This is a genomic window from Kineococcus gurbantunggutensis (assembly GCF_050871925.1).
Lineage (GTDB): Bacteria > Actinomycetota > Actinomycetes > Actinomycetales > Kineococcaceae > Kineococcus.
Genome location: NZ_JBJLSG010000282.1, coordinates 1 through 3,102, shown reverse-complemented (window position 1 = coordinate 3,102; position 3,102 = coordinate 1). Strand labels below are relative to the sequence as shown.

Sequence of the window (3,102 nt, the reverse complement as noted above, 5' to 3'; positions counted from 1 at the left end):
GGGCGCCGCCGCGCGGCGGCGCCCGTCGCGCAGCGGGGCGGGGGCGGCGGGACCGGGCGCCGCGGGCCCGGTCAGAAGTTGGCGAAGACCTGCGTCCAGTAGGTGCCGACCGGGCTGGGCGCCTCGGCGATGCCCACGTGGGTCAGGCGGCAGTCCAGCAGGTTGGCGCGGTGGCCGGGGCTGCCCAGCCAGGCGTCGACGACGGTGGCCGCGTCGTAGCCCTGGGCAACGTTCTCGGCGGTGCGCCAGGCCTGCACGCCGTGGGCGGCCAGGCGCACGCGGGCGCTGCTGCCGTCGACGCCGCGGTGGCTCAGGACGCCGGTGACGGCCATCTCGGTGCTGTGGGCGGCGGCGGTGGCGGTCATCGCCGGGGCCTCGGCCAGGGGGGCGCAGCCGGCGAGGGCGCGGGCGGCGTTGGTGCGGTCGAGGACGAGCTGGGCCCCGGCGGGCAGCGGTGCCGGCGGGGCGGGGAACAGCTCGACGGCCGCGGCGGGGGTGGCCGTGGCGGCGCCGAGGGCGGCGGTGGCGAGGGCGGCGGCGACCAGGGCGGTGGTGCGGCGGCGGGGGGACGTCGTCATGGTCGAGACTCAACCAGTCCACCGGTTCGCAGAGATTGTGATGTGATTCACACCACACACTCTTCGTCACGACACTGCCACCCGGCGCGCAGGACCCCCGCCCGCGCTGCGGCGGACGGGGGTCCTGCGGCGGGGGTCCCGCCGGGGGGGGTCCCGCCGGGCGGGGGTTCAGCTCTTGGAGCTGAAGGCCGCGTCGAACGCCGCGGCCGGCGGCTGGATGAGCTCGCCGAGGCGGCGGACGAACGCCAGCGCGTCGGGGGCGCCGCGCAGGCGGTCCACCCCGGCGTCCTCCCACTCCACGCTCGTCGGGCCCGCGTAGCCGATGTTGTTCAGCTCGCGGAAGATCAGCTCCCACGGCACGTCGCCGTGGCCGACGGAGGTGAAGTCCCAGCCGCGGCGGGAGTCCGCCCACGGCAGGTGCGAGCCCAGCCGGCCGGCGCGGCCGTCGAGCTGCTTGCGCGAGTCCTTGCAGTGCACGTGGTAGATCCGGTCGGCGAAGTCGCGCAGGAAGCCGATCGGGTCCAGGTCCTGCCAGACGAAGTGGCTCGGGTCGAAGTTCAGCCCGAACGCCTCGCGGTGGCCGATGACCTCCATCGCGCGCTTGGTCGTCCAGTAGTCGTAGGCGATCTCGGAGGGGTGCACCTCGTGGGCGAACCGCACGCCGAGCTCGTCGAAGACGTCCAGGATCGGGTTCCAGCGGTCGGCGAAGTCCTGGTAGCCGGCCTCGACCATCGACTCCGGGGTGGGCGGGAACATCGCCACCGTGTGCCAGATCGAGGAGCCGGTGAACCCGGTGACGGTCTTCACGCCCAGCTTCGCGGCGGTGCGGGCGGTGTCCTTGACGTACTCCGCGGCGCGCTGCCGCACGCCCTCGGGGTCGCCGTCGCCCCACACGGCCTCGGAGACGATGTCCCGGTGGCGGGCGTCGATGAGGTCGCACACCGCCTGCCCGGACAGGTGCGCGGAGATCGTCCAGACCTGCAGGTTGTACTTCTCCAGCACGGCCTTCTTCTCGGCGACGTAGTCGTCGTCGCGCGCGCCGCGCGTGGAGTCCAGGTGGTCGCCCCAGGTGGCGATCTCCAGGCCGTCGTAGCCCCACCCCGAGGCCAGGCGGCACACCTCCTCGAACGGCAGGTCGGCCCACTGGCCGGTGAACAGCGTCACGGGACGCGGGGTCTTCGGCGCCATCGTCGTGCTCCTCAGATCTCGGTGTAGGCCGAGGCGTTCTCGGCGCTGCGCTGGACGGCCTCGAGCACCTTCTGCACCTGCAGGCCGTCGGCGAAGGAGGGGCTGGGGTCGCGCCCGTCGGCGATCGCGCCGAGGAACTCCTGCAGCTCGTGCACGAACGGGTGGTCGTAGCCCAGGCCGTGCCCGGCCGGCCACCAGTTCGACACCCCCGGGTGCTCCGGCTCGGTCGCCAGGATGCGCCGGAAGCCGTTCTCGGCGTCGGGCAGGTCGCCGTCGAAGAACCACAGCTCGTTCATGGACTCGAAGTCGAAGGCGACCGAGCCGCGCGAGCCGTTGACCTCGATGCGCATGCCGTTCTTGCGCCCCAATGCCATGCGGGTGGCCTCGAACGTCATCAGGGCCCCGCCGTCGCCGCGGCCGAAGAACACCGCCGCGTCGTCCACGGTGACCTCGCCGCGCTCGGTGGACGCCTGCGCGCCCAGGCCGGTGTTCTGGCCGGTGCGCGCCGCCTCCAGCGGGCGGGTCTTGACGAACGTCTCCAGGGTGCCGTTGACGCCCACGAGGCGCTGGCCGGTGATGAACTGCGCGGCGTCCACGATGTGCGAGCCGATGTCGCCCAGGGCGCCGGCGCCGGAGCGGTCCTTCTGCAGCCGCCACGTCAGCGGGAACTCCGGGTCGACGATCCAGTCCTGCAGGTACAGCGCGCGCACCTGCCGGACCTCGCCGAGCCGGCCGGCCTGCACGAGCTGGCGCGCCAGCCCGATCGCGGGCACCTTGCGGTAGTTGAAGGCCACCATGCTGCGCACGCCGCGCGCGGAGGCCGCCTCGGCGGCCGCGGTCATCCGCTCGGCCTCCTCGACGGTCTTGGCCAGCGGCTTCTCGCAGATCACGTGCTTGCCGGCCTCCAGGGCCGCGATGGCGATCTCGGCGTGGCTGTCGCCGGGGGTGAGCACGTCGACGACGTGCACGTCGTCGCGCTCGATGAGGGCGCGCCAGTCGTCCACGCCCTCCTCCCAGCCGAACTGGCGGGCCGCGGCCGTGGCGCGACCGGCGTCGCGACCGGCGAGCGCGACCCGGCGGGTGCGGAAGCGCGGCTCGCCGACGTGGTCGACGCTGCGCCAGGCGTGGGAGTGGACGGCGCCCATGAAGGAGTGGCCGACGACGGCCACACCCAGCTCGGGCAGTTCGTTCGGTGCGGTCTGGGACACCTGGACCTCCTCGTCGTCGCCGCGATCGTACTGATCCGGTTCAGCCGCCGGTACACCCCCGCCGCGGCGGGTCGCCGGCACCCGCCCCGCACCCGCCCCGCCCCCGGTCCCCCACCCCCGCGCGCCCC

3 protein-coding genes are annotated in these 3,102 nt (G+C 74.3%); all 3 read right to left on the bottom strand.

Going from position 1 to position 3,102, the window contains the following annotated elements:
* Window positions 1-71: 71 nt before the first annotated feature.
* Window positions 72-578, bottom strand: coding sequence for a CAP domain-containing protein (locus tag ACRYR7_RS24975; RefSeq protein WP_432575056.1), 507 nt, complete (start codon window positions 576-578; stop codon window positions 72-74).
* A 168-nt stretch (window positions 579-746) separates the two neighbouring features.
* Window positions 747-1,766, bottom strand: a complete 1,020-nt coding sequence (locus ACRYR7_RS24970; RefSeq protein ID WP_432575054.1) for a sugar phosphate isomerase/epimerase family protein — start codon at window positions 1,764-1,766, stop codon at window positions 747-749.
* 11 nt (window positions 1,767-1,777) lie between these two features.
* Window positions 1,778-2,974 (bottom strand): Gfo/Idh/MocA family protein, encoded by a 1,197-nt coding sequence (locus ACRYR7_RS24965; RefSeq protein WP_432575053.1) that lies wholly within the window; start codon window positions 2,972-2,974, stop codon window positions 1,778-1,780.
* Window positions 2,975-3,102 lie beyond the last annotated feature (128 nt).